This is a genomic window from Streptomyces sp. NPDC048671 (genome assembly GCF_055587045.1).
The window spans coordinates 156,983-171,511 of the sequence record NZ_JBVJHB010000004.1 but is presented as its reverse complement, the minus strand read 5'-3'; the positions used below and the strand labels follow the sequence as shown (position 1 = coordinate 171,511).

The 14,529-nt window shown below is 67.7% G+C and carries 11 protein-coding genes and 2 pseudogenes; 3 read left to right on the top strand and 10 right to left on the bottom strand.

Annotated elements, in window-relative coordinates:
- Window positions 1–260: 260 nt before the first annotated feature.
- The 3 genes from ACZ6S6_RS09815 to ACZ6S6_RS09805 all read right to left on the bottom strand — a co-directional run bounded on the left by ACZ6S6_RS09815 (window position 261) and on the right by ACZ6S6_RS09805 (window position 4,751).
- Entirely contained in the window at window positions 261–2,810 is a 2,550-nt protein-coding gene (locus tag ACZ6S6_RS09815) for an FG-GAP-like repeat-containing protein (protein WP_469704651.1), read from the bottom strand.
- Window positions 2,811–2,832: 22 nt separating this feature from the next.
- On the bottom strand, window positions 2,833–4,092 hold the full coding sequence (locus tag ACZ6S6_RS09810; RefSeq protein ID WP_469704649.1) for an FG-GAP repeat domain-containing protein: 1,260 nt from the start codon (window positions 4,090–4,092) through the stop codon (window positions 2,833–2,835).
- A gap of 113 nt (window positions 4,093–4,205) precedes the next feature.
- Window positions 4,206–4,751: a hypothetical protein gene (locus ACZ6S6_RS09805; protein WP_469704648.1), complete on the bottom strand. Its 546-nt coding sequence runs from the start codon at window positions 4,749–4,751 to the stop codon at window positions 4,206–4,208.
- Between the two features lie 979 nt (window positions 4,752–5,730).
- On the opposite strand from ACZ6S6_RS09805, the gene ACZ6S6_RS09800 reads away from it, so the two are divergent.
- A complete protein-coding gene (locus tag ACZ6S6_RS09800; protein WP_469704993.1) occupies window positions 5,731–6,690 on the top strand; it encodes a helix-turn-helix transcriptional regulator in 960 nt (319 codons plus the stop codon).
- 445 nt (window positions 6,691–7,135) lie between these two features.
- Here ACZ6S6_RS09800 and ACZ6S6_RS09795 read toward each other — a convergent pair whose 3' ends face one another.
- The 3 genes from ACZ6S6_RS09795 to ACZ6S6_RS09785 all read right to left on the bottom strand — a co-directional run bounded on the left by ACZ6S6_RS09795 (window position 7,136) and on the right by ACZ6S6_RS09785 (window position 10,883).
- Window positions 7,136–8,356: a metallophosphoesterase gene (locus tag ACZ6S6_RS09795; RefSeq protein ID WP_469704647.1), complete on the bottom strand. Its 1,221-nt coding sequence runs from the start codon at window positions 8,354–8,356 to the stop codon at window positions 7,136–7,138.
- Between the two features lie 73 nt (window positions 8,357–8,429).
- On the bottom strand, window positions 8,430–9,014 hold the full coding sequence (locus tag ACZ6S6_RS09790) for a hypothetical protein (RefSeq protein WP_469704645.1): 585 nt from the start codon (window positions 9,012–9,014) through the stop codon (window positions 8,430–8,432).
- Between the two features lie 963 nt (window positions 9,015–9,977).
- The gene (locus ACZ6S6_RS09785) at window positions 9,978–10,883 is read right to left on the bottom strand and encodes an NADP-dependent oxidoreductase (protein WP_469704644.1); all 906 of its coding nucleotides are present in this window, start codon (window positions 10,881–10,883) and stop codon (window positions 9,978–9,980) included.
- 429 nt (window positions 10,884–11,312) lie between these two features.
- Here ACZ6S6_RS09785 and ACZ6S6_RS09780 point away from each other — a divergent pair, with 429 nt between their 5' ends.
- Both ACZ6S6_RS09780 and ACZ6S6_RS09775 read left to right on the top strand, forming a co-directional pair.
- A complete protein-coding gene (locus ACZ6S6_RS09780) occupies window positions 11,313–11,669 on the top strand; it encodes a MerR family transcriptional regulator (protein WP_267024031.1) in 357 nt (118 codons plus the stop codon).
- Between the two features lie 170 nt (window positions 11,670–11,839).
- The gene (locus ACZ6S6_RS09775; RefSeq protein ID WP_362955438.1) at window positions 11,840–11,971 is read left to right on the top strand and encodes a DUF6192 family protein; all 132 of its coding nucleotides are present in this window, start codon (window positions 11,840–11,842) and stop codon (window positions 11,969–11,971) included.
- A gap of 163 nt (window positions 11,972–12,134) precedes the next feature.
- Here ACZ6S6_RS09775 and ACZ6S6_RS09770 read toward each other — a convergent pair whose 3' ends face one another.
- From ACZ6S6_RS09770 to ACZ6S6_RS09755, 4 genes and pseudogenes are all read right to left on the bottom strand, one after another.
- The gene (locus ACZ6S6_RS09770) at window positions 12,135–13,154 is read right to left on the bottom strand and encodes a glycoside hydrolase family 16 protein (protein WP_469704642.1); all 1,020 of its coding nucleotides are present in this window, start codon (window positions 13,152–13,154) and stop codon (window positions 12,135–12,137) included.
- Window positions 13,155–13,263: 109 nt separating this feature from the next.
- The gene (locus ACZ6S6_RS09765) at window positions 13,264–13,722 is read right to left on the bottom strand and encodes a hypothetical protein (protein WP_469704640.1); all 459 of its coding nucleotides are present in this window, start codon (window positions 13,720–13,722) and stop codon (window positions 13,264–13,266) included.
- A 269-nt stretch (window positions 13,723–13,991) separates the two neighbouring features.
- A pseudogene (locus ACZ6S6_RS09760) lies at window positions 13,992–14,272 on the bottom strand (transposase); the annotation flags it as partial.
- 27 nt (window positions 14,273–14,299) lie between these two features.
- Window positions 14,300–14,404 (bottom strand): annotated as a pseudogene (locus ACZ6S6_RS09755) (hypothetical protein); the annotation flags it as partial.
- Between the last annotated feature and the right edge of the window lie 125 nt (window positions 14,405–14,529).

Genomic DNA, 14,529 nt, shown 5'->3' with positions numbered 1-14,529 from the left:
ACGAACACCGACGCCAGGAAGGTCAGGAAACCGACCACCGAATTCAAACCCGGCGCGGTACCCCCGCGAGGACCGTCCGTTCAGCTCGATGATCTGCCAGAAGGCGCCCGACCAAGATCCCCGACAGCGTCCGGTGGCGCCCGCACGGGCGGCGGCCGACAGGAGGCGTCCGCGCTCAGACTGTCCCTCCACGCCCACCGGCACGAGCATCCCGCTCCGCGCCCGCAGGCCGGGTGGGATGCTCCTGCGGATTGCGGTGGTTACCAGCCGGAGGTGAGTTTGGTGGCGGCGCCGAAGGTGGTGTCGCCGTGTCCGGCCCAGATGTAGAGGTTTCCGGTGGAGTCGTCGCGGGCGATGATGTCGGCTTTTCCGTTGCCGTCGTAGTCTGCGACGGAGGTCTGGGTGAAGTTCCAGCCTGCGGTGATTTGTTTGGCGGCGTTGAAGTAGCCGCCCGGGTTGTGGGTCCACATTTTGAGGTTTCCCGCGGTGTCGCGGGCGATGATGTCGGCTTGGTGGTCGCCGTTGAAGTCTGCGGCGGTTGTCTGGGTGAAGTTCCAGTCGGTGGAGAGTTGGGCGGCTGCGCCGAAGGTGCCGTCGCCGTGTCCGGCCCAGATCTTCAGGTTTCCCGCGTTGTCGCGGGCGATGATGTCGGTTTTGCCGTTGCCGTCGAAGTCTGCGGCGGAGGTCTGTGTGAAGTTCCATCCCGCTGTTACTTGTCGGGCCGTGCCGAAGGTTCCGTTGCCGTTGCCCGCCCACATTTTCAGGTTTCCCGCGTTGTCGCGGGCGATGATGTCGGCCTTGCCGTCCCCGGTGAAATCGCCGGCCGCGGTCTGGCTGAACGGACGCCATCCACCGGTAACCGTCACGGCGCCGGCGAACGTGCCGTCCGCGCGGCGCAGCCACATTCGCAGCTCGCCGGTGGAGTCATCGCGGGCGATGATGTCAGCCCGTCCGTCACCGTTGAAGTCCGCGCCGGCCGTCTGCGACATATTCACCGAGGGGCCGCCCGAGCCCATTGCCAGCGTGTCAGCGAGCTTCTGCGAGCCGGCGTCGTTGAAGTGCAGGTGGTCGTCGCCGACGGTGAAGTAGTCGGCGCGCAGTTGACCCGGCATGTCCGGATCCCGGGTCGCCAGATCGAAATCGGTCCGGCCGTCCACGTCCGAAGACGCCCTGATGTAGGCGTTGACCTGCTGCCGGACGGTGTCTTTGGCATCGCTGTAACCGGAGTAGCCGCCGAACGGCGGGATGGTCGCGGCCACGACGCGGATTCCACGGGCCCGCGCCCGCGCCGCGATGCTGCGGATGCCCTGCTCCACGGCGGCCGCCGATGCGTTGTCGAGCGCGATGTCGTTGACACCTTCGTAGAGCACGAGGGTTCGAACACCGGCCTGGGCGAAGACGTCGCGCTCCAGCCGTGTCTGTGCGCTCGGCCCCGACTGGTCGGCACGGTCGGTCAGCAGCCGGTTGCCCGACAGCCCCGCGTTGACGACTCCGGTCACCTGGCCCTCGCGGTTCACATCCTGTGCATAGAGGTCCGGCCAGCGCCTGTTGGCGTCCAGTGTCGAGTGCGCGCCGTCGGTCTGCGAATCGCCCAGCGTGACTGTCGTGCCGATGTCACTCGTGGTGGCGACGTCGATCCCGTTGAGGAACGTCCAGAACCTGAAAGTGCCGGGAAAGGCCGTCGCTCCGGTGTCAGCAGTGTGGTCCCCGGCCAGGCGGGCGCTGGTGTAGGACGTGCTGAGCGCGTGCGAATGCGTGGGTGCCGTTTTCACCGGTCCGGGAAGGTACACGCTGACCAACAGGGTCTTGCCGGCGGCGACCGGATACGCGACCGGATCGCTGTAGACCTCGGCCCCGGCTGCAAGGGTGGCGTTCCGGGCGCCGCTGAACGTCAGCGATACCGGCGGCAGCGCCGGGGTCGCGCCGCTCTGCTGCGTGGCCACCGTCACGTGCCCGAGGGCCACGGGGCTCGAGCTGAACGTGTTGGCGAACCGGAACCGGGCGGTGCTGCCGGTGGTATTGGGCCGCACGGCCATCCGCAGCGTCTGCCGACTCCAGTCGGGCGACTGCGGCACGGTCGGCGCCGAGCCGAACGACGTCGCCCAACTTCCGGTCCAGAATTGCCCGTTCGGGGCGGCCTCGGCGGCACGTACGGCTATGTCGAAGACATGCAGCGAGGCGCCGGAGGTACTGGCCTTCCTCGGCAGCGTGACGGACGCGACGGTCTTGCCGCGGTCGAGTGGCACGGTGACAGCCGAGAGCCGTCCCGGACCGATCTGCTGTCCAACCGCGCTGAGGCGCTGAGGTACCGCGACAGCGGTGCTGGCGTCGGCCGGCCCCGACCAGTCGTTCACTGCGAGGGTGTAGCGGGAGGTGGTCCCGTCGGTGTACGTGACCGTACCCTTCGCCGAAACGGGTCCGTTGGACGCCGCCGCGAGAAAGCCGAGGGCATCTCCTGAGCCTTTGACCGCAACGGTCTGGCCATCGGAGACGACGTTGTCGGGGGCGCCGGGCGGCACGTCCGCCCGGGTATATGTCGTGCCGTTGACCGTAGCCGTCACTCCGCGGTGCCAGCCGGCCCGGTTCAGGTCGGCCGCCAGGAAGGTGTTGCCCGCACCGTCGAAGCCAGCCGTCCGCGACACGACCGACCCCTCGTCGCGGACGGCTACGTTGTCGAAGGCGGCGCGCAGGCTGCCATGGGCTTCGGCGCCCTGTGCGGGCACCGGTGTGGCGGACAGCGTGCCGGCCGCCACGGCGCAGATGGCGGCGACTACGACTCCGACTCGTCTCTGGTGGAGGTTGTGCCGCATCGGAATTCCTCTCATGCGGTGGTTACCAGCCGGAGGTGAGTTTGGTGGCGGCGCCGAAGGTGGTGTCGCCGTGTCCGGCCCAGATGTAGAGGTTTCCGGTGGAGTCGTCGCGGGCGATGATGTCGGCTTTTCCGTTGCCGTCGTAGTCTGCGACGGAGGTCTGGGTGAAGTTCCAGCCTGCGGTGATTTGTTTGGCGGCGTTGAAGTAGCCGCCGGGATTGTGGGTCCACATTTTGAGGTTTCCCGCGCTGTCACGGGCGATGATGTCGGCTTGGTGGTCGCCGTTGAAGTCTGCGGCGGTGGTCTGGGTGAAGTTCCAGTCGGTGGAGAGTTGGGCGGCTGCGCCGAAGGTGCCGTCGCCGTGGCCGGCCCAGATCTTCAGGTTTCCCGCGCTGTCGCGGGCGATGATGTCGGTTTTGCCGTTGCCGTCGAAGTCTGCGACGGAGGTCTGTGTGAAGTTCCATCCCGCTGTCACTTGTCGGGCGGCGCCGAAGGTTCCGTTGCCGTTGCCCGCCCACATTTTAAGGTTTCCTGATGTGTCGCGGGCGATGATGTCGGCCTTGCCGTCCCCGGTGAAATCGCCGGCCGCGGTCTGGGTGAAGTTCCAGCCCGCGGTGACTTGTTTGGCGGCATTGAAGTAGCCGCCCGGGTTGTGGGTCCACATCTTCAGGTTCCCCGCGGTGTCGCGGGCGATGATGTCCGCCTGATGGTCACCGTTGAAATCCGCCGACGTCGTCTGCGAGAAGTTCAACGTGACGTCCTCGACGGTCTTGTTGTACTTCAGCGCTTGATAGTTACCGGTCGGCCAGCCCGCCAGCGTCGAGGCGTCGAAGTCACCGGTGTACTTGTTGGTGACGACATCAGGGTTGCTTTCCGCGTAGTAGGTGAACGTGTTGGCCGACTTGTCCTGCCAGCCGCCGAACAGCACCACGTGTCCGTTGGCGCGGTCGTTCAGGGCATCTCCTGCCTGGGCGTTCGATCTGTTGATCGCCGTCGAGACATTGGGCAGGGTCTCGGTCGTGTAGGAGCCGAGCCCGTCGGCGGACGTGTGCCAGGCCATCGAGATGTAACCCGAGCAGTCTTCGCGGTACGGCGTCCCTTGCGGGTCGTCGTGGGTGGCGCTCTGGCTGTACGGCACCTTCTGATCTACCCAGGTCTGGGCGCGGGCGATGATCTCACTCCGGGTGATGGTTCCGCCCTGACCGGATGCGGCCTGGGCGGGGGTCGGTGCGAGTACGACCGCGGGAAGGCCGGCTGCCAGCAGGCCGGTGACGCACCGCATGACGAGAGGACGACTGATGGACATGCAGGATCTCCAAGTGGTTTCGGTTCGGGCGTGGATGGACGGACGCGTGCAGGGCCGGGCCGGCGACGGGCAGGGGGACAACAGGTGGATCAGCGCGTCGGCAGACCGGCTGCCAGGGCGTTGAGGACGGCCGGGTCCTCGCGTGTGTCGTAGGCGGGTGCGGCGTTCTTCGCCCACTCGTCGAAGTGCAGGAGCATGAGAACTCGGCCGCGGCGCACGACGTAGACGTGGTTGGTCTGGATGCCGTCCGCTGAGATCCCCTGGACTCCGGTCCAGTGCCGTGACCACGCGGCAGCGTCGGGTGAAGTAGCGGTACGGCTTACCGTCGTGTCTGGTGCCAAGCCGTACCGCGCCTGGTAGTCATCGGTGCGCTGTCGGCAACCGCCCATGTCCGCGAGGAGCCTGAGGTACCCGCTCCGCGCTGCTGTCGGCGTCGTGAAGGACAGAATGTCTTGGACAGCCGGGGTCTTCTGGACGCTGATGAAGCCCTGCTGCCGCCAACCGGTCGCCCCGGCTACGGAGACGCACTCGTTGAGGGTAAAGGCCCCTTTGAGCTGCAGCGTCTGAGATTCCGTCATGGGCCGCCAGTGGCGCGTCGCGGCGGCAGGGAGCTGCGACGGGGCGATCTGCGCCACGGCAGACGGGGCCGCGGCAGCCGACCGGTGCGAGGACGGCGGGACATTGGCGGACGCGGTGCCGCCGTCCGGCGGGTTGGCCCCTTCGGCAGGGTCCGGTATGCCGACCATTCCGGGTGTCGTGGCACGTGCGGCGCCGTCGGCGGACTTTGGCTCGCGAACGGAGTGCGCGGCCGCCGCACCGGAATCCCGCGACCATCCGGCAGTACAAGCCACTCCTGAAGCCAGAATCACAGTGACCGTCACGGCCCCGACCGCTGTCCGGACGCGTGTCCTGGTAATCGACCCCATACCCGTACCCCCTCCGCCGATAATTCACGAATTCCCATCAGGCCTTCCATCCGCTTCTCAGTCGAAGTCTTCGCCGATCCCATCGGTCAGCAAGGAAACTCTCCAATGCCGGAATTCCGGCGAGGTCGATATTGCCTCGCGACATAGGTCGAGTGAGCGCAGTACCGGCTCCGTTCCCTCGGAGTCAGCCAGGAACAGGACAAGTTCGATACATCCGCGGCCGACCCGTGAACGCATGTGCTCAAGCCCTTCGCCGACAGTGCTGTGGGCCCAGATCACGTCTTGGAGGGAGTGCGCTTCCACCTTCGTGGGAGCTGGTCTCCAGAGGCTGCTGACGCTGAGACAGATGAGATACACACTCGCCAATACCCTTCGCTGCCCAGGATGACGGACGTCGGCGCGGCGAACCCCGGAAGAAAGAATGACAGTGGTCGATGTATCACCTTGACTCATGCTTTCCCTCCCCGCCGCGCCTAGAATTCTGTCGCCCGGAGACGGGCATGGAAAGTGTTTTGAAGTGGCATCAAATGGCCTGTCATCATGCTGCCTTCATGGTCAATCGGTACTATCCCGCCCTGCTGCCCGAACAGGCGGCTCCGCCTTGCGGCGGCACATGGCGTCTGTGAGGATCGCCTTGTACCGCGGGGTAGTTGACGGGAAACGCGGGACTGGAGGCATCGTGCTGGAAATGCTGGGTCTGAAGACAATCGACGAGCGGATCTACCTGGCCATGCTGACGACGCCGGGCAGCGGCGTCGCCGAGTTGTGCCATGAGCTGGATCTGCCGGAGACAGCCGTGCGGGAAGCACTCGACCGGCTGGCCGACCTCACCCTGCTGCGCCCCTCACTCGCGGTCGACGGCTCACTGCGCCCGGTGGCGCCACAAGTGGGCCTGGAAGCACTGCTGGCACGCCAGGAGGATCAACTGGCCGTGCGAAGACAGGCGTTGGCTGTCAGCAAGGCCGTCGTGGCTCTGTCCCTCGCCGACTGCCGCGTGCAGCCATACGCTCCGTCACCCACGATGGAGCGCCTCGTGGGCGCGGACGTGATCCACACCAGGATCGAGGTGTTGTCCCACGACACGCACAGCGAATTTCTCACCGTGATGCCCGTCGCCGCGCAGCCGCAGAACTGCCTCGATGCGCGCCGCTCAACGGACCGGAGCGTCCTGGAGCGCGGCGGCCGCGTCGCGACCCTCTTCCACGACAGCGTGCACGACGATCCGGCCGCGAGCGACTACGCGGCCTGGCTCACCGAGCTGGGCGGCGGAGTCCGCACGGCAGCGGCGCTGCCGCCGCGGCTGCTGGTCATGGACCGCCGGGTGGCCGTCGTCCCGCTCGACCCCGACGACCCCGAGTGCGGCGCGCTGTGCACCACTGAGCCCGGTTTTGTCGCCGCCCTCGTCGCCGTTTTCGAGCACGCTTGGGCCACCGCCGTCCCGCCGAGTCCCCGCCGCTCCCAACTCACGCCAATGGAAAGGGAGGTGCTGCGGCTGCTCGGCACCGGGCTGACCGACGAAGTGGTCGGCAGATGCTTGGGCATCTCGCTGCGCACCGTCCGCCGTCACATGTCGACGCTGATGCAGCGGCTCGACGCACGTAGCCGTTTCGAGGCAGGCATCAAGGCGGCGCGGAACGGCTGGCTATGACGCAGTGCGCGGGACTGATCGAGCCGGTATGCGCCGCAGAGCCCGTCCGTCGCCGGTTCTCATTCCCACCGAGCGGGTCGCCCCAACTCCGTTGGTGCCGTTCCCGCAGCATGACCGGGGTCGCACCCCCAGGGCCGACATCCGCGTCGCGTACACCAGCGGCAGCCGTGACCGATGCGAGCCGGAACAGTCCCATCCCGTCTGCGGCGATCGGCAGTCACAGGCTATTTACGGCGTCGTGGCGAAGCGACCGGGAAGGTTCGCCGTGGCCTGTATTGTCCGGCGGCCCCATGGCGGTCTCATGGCCGACGCGTCGGACAGTGCTGCGACGTCAGGGATGCGCTCTGGGCAGAGAGGGCCGACCCGCGGCGGCCGCGCATGTGGGGACGAGGCGGGCTTGGACTTTGGTGAACCGGTGCATGCGGGATTGTCGGCCCGCTCCGTGTTACGCCGTATGGGGTCGCTGCGGGGAGCGGAGTACGAGAAGGGTGATTTCGCTGGGGGCGAAGATGCGGAACGGCGGGCCCCAGAAGCCGGTGCCGCGGCTGGTGTAGAGGAGGGTGCGGGTGCCGTGGCGGCTGAGGCCGGCGAGGGCGGGCTGGTCGATACGGACGAGGTGGTGGAAGGGCCAGATCTGGCCGCCGTGGGTGTGGCCGGAGAGTTGGAGGTCGATGCCGCCCGCTGCGGCCCGGTCGACGAACTTGGGCTGGTGGGCCAGGAGCAGGACGGGAAGGTCGGGGTCGGCGCCGTTCAGGGCACCGGCGAGGTGGGCGCCGTGGCCGGCCAGGCCGGAGGACTCGGCGGTGACGTCATCCACGCCGGCGACCACAAGGGTGTCGCCGCCGCGTTCCAGCAGCAGATGCCGGTTGCGCAGCGGCTCCCAGCCCAGCTCGTCCATCAGGTCGACCCAGCCCTGGGCCTCGCTGTAGTACTCGTGGTTCCCGGTTACGTAGACGCGGGCCCGAGTGGCTCGCACGGTGCCGAGCGGGGCGGCCTGGGCGCGGCGGCGTTCGGCCGTGCCGTCCGCGATGTCTCCGGTGTGGCAGACGAGGTCGGCTTCCAGGGTGTTGACCGTCTCGCAGACCCGTGCCGACCAGCGGGCGCGGTCGAGCGGGCCGTAGTGGGTGTCGGTGATGAGGGCGACGCGCGTGCCGTCCAACCCGTGCCCCAGACGCGGCAGTTGAACGTCGAGTTGGCGTACCCGGGGTACCCGGCGGGCCTCGGCGTACCCCCAGGCGAGCAGCGCGGCGGCAACGCCGAGGACCGCCCAGGTGACGATCCGGGCCCGGCTCTCCCCGTCGCCCGCGCCGGCCAGGGTCAGGGCGGGGCGCAGCAGGGCGCCGAGCAGGACGGACCAGGTGAACAGTACCCAGCTGGTCCCGAGGAGGGTGTCCCCGACGATCGCCGCCCAGTCCTGCTGCCGTCGGCCGTGGCCGCGCACCATCGCGAGCGGCATACCGATCAGACCGAGGACGAACAGGACGGTGCCGCCCAGCGCCACGGGGAGCGGCCAGTGCTGGCCGGCGTGCACCAGCACCCAGCAGGGCACAGCCCACAGTAGGACGGGGGCGATCAAAGGGATGTAGCGCATCAGGCGGCGCAGTAGGCTTTGCTGGGGCGCATGCGCCGTACCGTCCGCGGATCGGGCTTCGCTGATGTCGGTCACGCTTCCCTCCTCAAGTAACCAGACTGCCAACGCGGCACTGTATCCGGTCGTCCTGGGGGGACGTCTTGCCGGTCTATTGATCGAGCCGGACGAGTGTGCTGGCGAGGGTGATCTCGGCGACGTGCCGCGCTACGCAACCCCCGCCGCCGCCCACGTCGCCAGTCAAGCCCGACAGCGGGCGCAGGTGATGGCGGAGGAGCTGCCGGCGGATGCCGGACCGGTGCGTTCGTGGTTGATGATGGCTTCTCCGACGACTGCTGGTACACGTGTGAGCGCCGACCCGGGCCGCCGCGTCGGACGCTGCGCCTGCCCCGGCGGTTCTCCGGCATCTGTCCCATGCCTCCGAGCCGGCCGGCGATGTAGGTTGCCGTGCCGCCTCGATCGCGGCCTGGGCGAGGTTTGCGTCCGTGGGCACCAGGTCGGCCTTCGCGATACGGACCGTTGCCTCCGCGCCGCCCTTTGATTCCGGGTCGTACGGCACGCAACTGACCACTTGACAGCCGAAATGCCGGCCGGCGGCAACCATCTGCGGATGCCGCACTGGGATCCCGGCGATGTGCTCGACGGTGACCGTCTTCGCGTTGCCGGTCAGCGTATAAGTCGGTGACCCGCCGATCCGGCGCAAGGTCCTGTCCAGACAGGCCACCAGTATGCCCAACGTGCAATCCCGGACCGGGATCACCACCCGGAACCGCGACCACGACAGCCACGCGCAGAACAGCCAGGTCCGACGCCCACCGATGCGGGGTCCTCTCCCAGTCGAACAGCAGCCAGCGGCCCGGCTCGGGAACCCACGGCTGATAGATACGGCGTTTGCCCGCCTTCCACGCCATCTTCGCCGAGTTCACCGCCCGCCTCGTCGAGCGTGCGCCGCCCAGGTAGCCCATCGTCACTAACTTCTCGTGGACCACATCGGCGCGGATCGTTGCCTTCGACTGCTCAACCCATTCCTCGACCTTCTCCAGGAACGTGTCGATCATCTTCGGCCGCGGCTCTCGTTCATAGGGATTGCACCTGCTGGCACGGGCTTCGACGTACCGCTACACCGTCTACGGGTCGTGTCTCGCCAAGGTCGCCGCTGACCAGACGGTCCCGGTCAGGTCATACGCCTCAAGGATTTCCATGGTCTCTTTGTCGGACTTCGTCACATGTCCTCCAGGCTTCACAGTTTCGCGATCGCTCCTGCGTGATCATGAGCACCATTACGGGTCTGCCGCGTAGACACAGGCGTCCACGCGGCAGACCCGTAACCGTGAGAGCAGGGCGTCGCCGCGCGTGCACATGCACGGCACTTCACCGTTCGTGCGGTGTCAGTTGAAGTCAGCGCGGTGCTCCTCACACCACTGGCGGAAGGTGCGCGGTGCGGTGAACGGTTAGAACCTGTATCCGAACCCCTCTCACCGGGTTGCTGAAGCTGGTTGAGGCTAGTGCCCCGTGGACGAGGGCTCATGTGCCACGTGCGGTGGCCGAGTGGGGGCGGCCTGCTTGACGAGGCGCCGTGGAGATCGGCCCGCTCCGGACCGCCCGCTCGCCGGTACCGATCGAGGGCACGCTCGCCACGCTGGCCCGCACGTTGCGAGTTACCTACCTCGTGGGCCTGTTCAGATACAGATCGGCCTGTTCAGATGCAGATCACGATCTTTCCTCGGGTGCGTCCGCGCTCGGCGTGCGCGTGGGCGTCGGCGATCCGCTCCAGTGGGTAGGCCTGTTCGATACGGGGTGTGTAGCGGCCTTGCCCGCCCAGTTCCGCCGCCGCGGACAGGAGAGTGGAATCGTTCTCCGCGTTGACCACATGCGTGCCCAGGCGCTGGCCGCCCACGTGGTCGGCGACCGTCGCGACGCGCTTCGGGTCGCCCGCGATCGCGACGAGGTCGTCCAGGGATCCGGAGGCCGCGGTGTCGAGCACGATGTCGACGCCGTGCGGAGCGAGGGTGGTGAGGCGCTGTGCGAGGCCGGGGCCGTAGGTGGTGGGAACGGCGCCGAGAGAGGTGAGGAACTCGTGATTGCGTTCACTGGCTGTCCCGATCACGGTGGCACCTTGCGCTGCCGCGATCTCGACCGCCGCGCTGCCCACGCCTCCGGCGGCGCCCTCGATGAGAAGGGTGCGCCCCGTGAGGGAGCCGAGCGCGTTCAGTCCACCCATCGCGGTCACTGACGCGAGACCGGCACCAGCGGCCTGCTCGTCGCTCCACGTGGCGGGGGTGTGCGCCCAGGCCGAGAGGATGAGCAGCTCCGCGGTCGCCCCGGTGACACCGCCCAGTCCGAAGACACGGTCGCCGATGCTCACCCCCTGCACCCCGTCGCCGATCTCGTCGACCACACCGGCGCCGTCGCGCCCGGGAATGGCGGGCAGTTCCAGGGGAATCAGCTGGTGCAGGGCGCCGGCGCGCAGCTTCCAGTCGATGGGATTGACGCCGGCCGCCGCGACGCGGACACGGATCTCACCGGGTCCGGGGTGGGGGTCGGGGGCCTGCTCGATCACCAGGCTCTCCGCTCCGCCGTATTCGTGGAACCGGGCTGCGCGCATGATGGTCTGCCTTACTTTGACGGGCCGGAATGACGTGTTCATCCGACGCTCGTCACTCTAGAACCTGACGTTGACGTGAGGTGCAAGCCGCAACTGCCGCCCGACCGGAGGAGGAGGGCAGGCGCGGATGGGTGAGGTTGCCGAGCGGGCAGGGGTGAGCGTGGAGGCCTGCGCCACTACGAGGAATCACGCCGCCCGTCACGGTCGACACCCATGTGCCCTCGGGCGGGCTCGGGGATCCCGGCGCGGCGCGAGGACTGCCGTGCGTACGTGAACCGCGTGAACGCCCTCGGGTCCGCCACCGGGTCATGATCAATCTCGGCGCCGGCAACGGTTCGATCGGCCCCCAGGGCTGCCCCCGGAGCCGGCATTGCTAGCCTGAACCTGACGTCAACGTGAGGTACGAGCGGGAAGGGAGTGACCTGCGTCATGCGCATCGGACAGCTCGCCAGGCGGTCAGGGGTCAGCGTGCGGGCCCTGCGCTACTACGAGGAACAGCGGCTCCTGGAATCGGCGCGGACGGCCGGCGGGCAGCGTGACTATCCCGACGAAGCCCTGGAGCGGGTCCAGCTCATCCAGGACCTCTTCGCGGCCGGCCTCTCCAGCCGTACCGTCGTCGAACTCCTGCCTTGCGTGAGTACCGGCGTCGCGACCCCCGCCATGCTCGACCAGCTCATCATCGAACGCGACCGCATCGCCGCACGCATCCAGGACCTGACCCGGGCCAAGACCAAACTCGGCCGCGTGATCGAGAACGTGACCGCGGCGAACGTGGCGCAGGACTGATCAACCCGTCGCGAGGGGCGGGGCCCCGACCTGTCCGGCATCTACCGGACACTGGCCGGCCGCGGGAAGCCCCAGCCGTATCCGGAGGCCGTCGAAACAGCGAGCGTCGCTCTCGCTACCCCGGACACACGCCGGGCAGCGGTGGGCAGGGCAGGCCGCGGCTGACCACGGTGCCGGCGCACCGCAGGACCGGTCAGCCGCAACCACTCCGGTCGGACAACGTCCACGAGCGGATAGCAAGGGTCCGGGCGGCCTGCGACTGGATCGACCACGCCACCGATACCGGAGAGGTGGACATGTGATTTCCTGTGGCCATCAGCCTGGATTCGTATGGCCGCTTACCTGGACTTCGCCATGGCCTCTCTCACACTCGCAGGCCCGGCATCCTGGCTGGTGCCGGGCCTGTGGGGCGCCGCGGGCCCGGCGTCAGCCGTTCGGGTGGGCCCGCCTATCTGCCTCCGCCGTTCACGACTGACTCACCTCGGCTGAGAACCAGTCCACGCTCATCCCCGCGCCGGAGCTGATGTCGGCCGAAGGGGAGGTGCAGCCGCAGACCTTGTCCGGATACGAACCGCCGATCGCCACATCGAAGATGGCGAAGTACCCGTGGTCGACGGCGGCCTTCCAGGTCGCGTCGGAGACCTCGTTCTGGTTCACCGCGAAGGTCTGGACGCCGTCCAGGTAGAAACGCAGCTGCTCGGCCGCCGTGTCTCTGCGGTCGACGGTCACCGAGTACGTGTGGTAGCCCGACTGGCAGCCGTCACAGGCCTGCAACCCGCTGCTGATCCCGTCAGGATCGTGGCACTCGCCGGCCCACTGGCCGCAGTGGAAAGTGGTGGAATGCTGGCTGAGTGCGTTGACGTCTTCCATGATGTCCAGCTCGCCGATGCTGGGCCAGTTGGTGGCCCCGGCCGGGCGGGCGTCGGCGCCCATCGCCCAGAAGGCCGGCCAGTAGCCGAGTCCGCTGGCCGGGTCGGGCTGTTTCAGGGAGGCGCTGAGCTGCATCTGTCCGCCTGCCGGTGCGGCGAAGTCGGTGCGTTGGGTCTCCACCCGGCCGGATGTCCAGTGCCCCGAGGCGTCTCGTATGGGCTTGATCACCAAGTGACCCGAGCCGTCTTGGTAGACGTTTTCCGTCGAGTCCGTGGATGTTTCGATCTCGCCGGTGCCCCAGTTGGCGGCGCCGCCGGGGTAACTCGTGCCCTTGTCGTAGAGCCAATCGGCTGTGTTGAGGCCTGTTCCACTCGCGCCGTCGAAGTCGTCCCTGAACATGGTGGTCCAGTCGGCGGCGGCTGTACGGGCCTTGGCGGCCGGTTCGCCGGCCGCGGCGGTGCCGGAGAGCCCGACGGGATCCGCCAGACCCGTGAGTCCAGCCAGTGGGAGGCAGAGTGCGAGTGCGGCGAGCGCGACCGGCAGACGCCGTCGGGTGCGGTCTCCGGGGCCGGGAGAGACATCTGGCGACCTGCTGAGGAAAGCGATCCTGTTCATGGGGGCTGCTTTCGTGGGGGTGGGGGGAGAGGAGACTGAGAGCGCTCTCAGCCGCCGTGCGAATGACTGTCGGGCACGGCGACTGACCCCGTCAAGGCGCTTGCAACGTTCACTTCCTGAAGTCAACTTGGCATGGGCGCAGGCTAGTTGACGTACGGCCTTCACCTGTCGATGTCGTGAGGGGCGTGCGTGACGAAGTGTGTTCAAGCCGCGGTGGCCTCTCAGGCCAGTTCGAGGTGTATCCGGTGCCGCCGCTCAAGGTTCGCGGCCACGGTGGCGCGGCGATGTCCGTCGACCGTGGACGACACGACACGACACGACACGACACGACGCGGTGGCCGGCGCCCGTGAGGGTGATGTCGAGTGTCGCCTCGCGGTAGGGCTGGTCTCGCAAGGCGGCCAGCACCATGACCTTCACCGAGGACGGCAGCTCGCCGGTGCGCGGGTGACGGTCGGTGAGGTCCACCGCGGAGAAGGCGCCGTCGTGGATGCGCAGGGCGAGACGGCCGCGCTGCAGGACGTCGAGCACATCGACGATGTGTCCAGTGCCACGGACCAGGCGGAACATTTCGGAGATGGGCGCTGTGTCGCCCGGCCGCGCGTAATTGAGCAGCTTGCCGCCCCTCAGCCGCTGCAGCGGGTGGAACTGCCTGAGTCCTCCTCGACGACGACCGGTCCTCGATCCCGGCCTCGTCCAGAACGAGGTTCTGCTGGGCGGTCGACTGCTGGTCGGTCGGGACCCGCCGCCGAGGGCCCATTTCCGTACGGAGGATCGGACTCTATCCGTCACCAAGCCCTGTCATTAATGAGGTTGAACTCGCGATGTCGTGCTGCTGATCAGGCGGGTCGGATGGTCAGGCCGGTCTTGGTGAGGCCGCCGTCTATGAGGTGGCCGCGGTACTGGATGTGCCGCAGGCTGCGCCGGACGGTCCGGACGAGGTGTTCTGGAGTGCTGAAGGCGACGTTGGGGAGCCATCCGCGCCGTAGGAGGGACCAGATCCCTTCCCTTCGACGGGGTTGAGGCCGGGTGCGTAGAGCGGCAGGTAGTAGACGGTCAGCCAGTCCCGGGCTTCGGCGAACTTCCGCAGACCGGCGGCCTTGCGGACGTTGAAGTTGTCCCGGAATCGCTGGACCGAGCGGACACTGACCCGCAGATCCTTGGCAATCGACGTACTGCCCTCGCCCCGGGTGAACCGCTCAGCCGCCTGAAGCCGTAACTCCTCACGCTTGAACTGCCGTTCAGTAGTCAACCCGCCATCAGCTGAGCAACTTCAGAAGGCGGAACGGTTCTATCGACAAGCTGCCGATCTTCCGCCTTCCCCGGTCCTACACTTTCCGGCAACAGGAGAACCATAGAATCAACACAGAAAGCGAT

What these genes read in the sequence shown, in the direction of transcription:
- ACZ6S6_RS09800 (WP_469704993.1), top strand. Translation starts at nt 5,731, where the DNA reads ATGCTGGGTCTGAAGACAATCGACGAGCGGATCTACCTGGCCATGCTG.
- ACZ6S6_RS09780 (WP_267024031.1), top strand. Translation starts at nt 11,313, where the DNA reads ATGCGCATCGGACAGCTCGCCAGGCGGTCAGGGGTCAGCGTGCGGGCC.
- ACZ6S6_RS09770 (WP_469704642.1), bottom strand. Translation starts at nt 13,154, where the DNA reads ATGAACAGGATCGCTTTCCTCAGCAGGTCGCCAGATGTCTCTCCCGGC.
- ACZ6S6_RS09785 (WP_469704644.1), bottom strand. Translation starts at nt 10,883, where the DNA reads ATGCGCGCAGCCCGGTTCCACGAATACGGCGGAGCGGAGAGCCTGGTG.
- ACZ6S6_RS09765 (WP_469704640.1), bottom strand. Translation starts at nt 13,722, where the DNA reads ATGTTCCGCCTGGTCCGTGGCACTGGACACATCGTCGATGTGCTCGAC.
- ACZ6S6_RS09810 (WP_469704649.1), bottom strand. Translation starts at nt 4,092, where the DNA reads ATGCGGTGCGTCACCGGCCTGCTGGCAGCCGGCCTTCCCGCGGTCGTA.
- ACZ6S6_RS09815 (WP_469704651.1), bottom strand. Translation starts at nt 2,810, where the DNA reads ATGCGGCACAACCTCCACCAGAGACGAGTCGGAGTCGTAGTCGCCGCC.